The sequence below is a fragment of the Kineococcus vitellinus genome (assembly GCF_009906315.1).
Lineage (GTDB): Bacteria > Actinomycetota > Actinomycetes > Actinomycetales > Kineococcaceae > Kineococcus > Kineococcus vitellinus.
The window spans coordinates 1-502 of sequence record NZ_JAAALL010000651.1 but is presented as its reverse complement, the minus strand read 5'-3'; the positions used below and the strand labels follow the sequence as shown (position 1 = coordinate 502).

The following is a 502-nucleotide window of genomic DNA, read 5'->3' as shown; positions in this document are numbered from 1 at the left end:
CCGCGCGCGTCCTCGACCCAGTCCACGCCGGGCCCCCCGGCCGGCCCGACGGGGATGCACGGCTTCGTCGTCGGCCCCAGGACGGTCGACCCGCAGCGCAGCACGACGCGCTCCTCGCCCCAGACGGCCACGCCGGCCGCCCCCTGCGGGCTGCGGGCGTGGCCGCCCAGCTGCTCGGGCAGCGCCCGCAGCAGCCGCGCGCACGCCGGGTCCCCGCCGCGCGGCGCCGCCTCGACCCCGCGCGAGCCCGCCAGGTAGACCCACGCCGCGACCACGACGACGAGCACCACCACGAGGCCCACGAGCAGCCGCTGGCGCGCCGGGGCCGGTCGCCCGGGCTGGTCGGGACCGCGGGGGGAGAGCTGCTCGGACACCGCCCGTAGTCTGCCCGACGGCGGGGCGGCGCCCGGTCACCAGCAGGGGTGACGGCGCCACCGCGGGAGCGCGGGGAGCAGCGGGTGCAGCAGGAGCAGGACGGGCCGGGAGCGCAGGAGGGGCGGGC

At 81.5% G+C, this 502-nt stretch carries 1 protein-coding gene; it reads right to left on the bottom strand.

Annotated features, from left to right (window positions below):
* Window positions 1–374, bottom strand: a 374-nt coding sequence (locus GTQ99_RS23935) for a DUF3515 family protein (protein WP_166618107.1), incomplete at its 3' end; no start/stop codon positions are given.
* Window positions 375–502 lie beyond the last annotated feature (128 nt).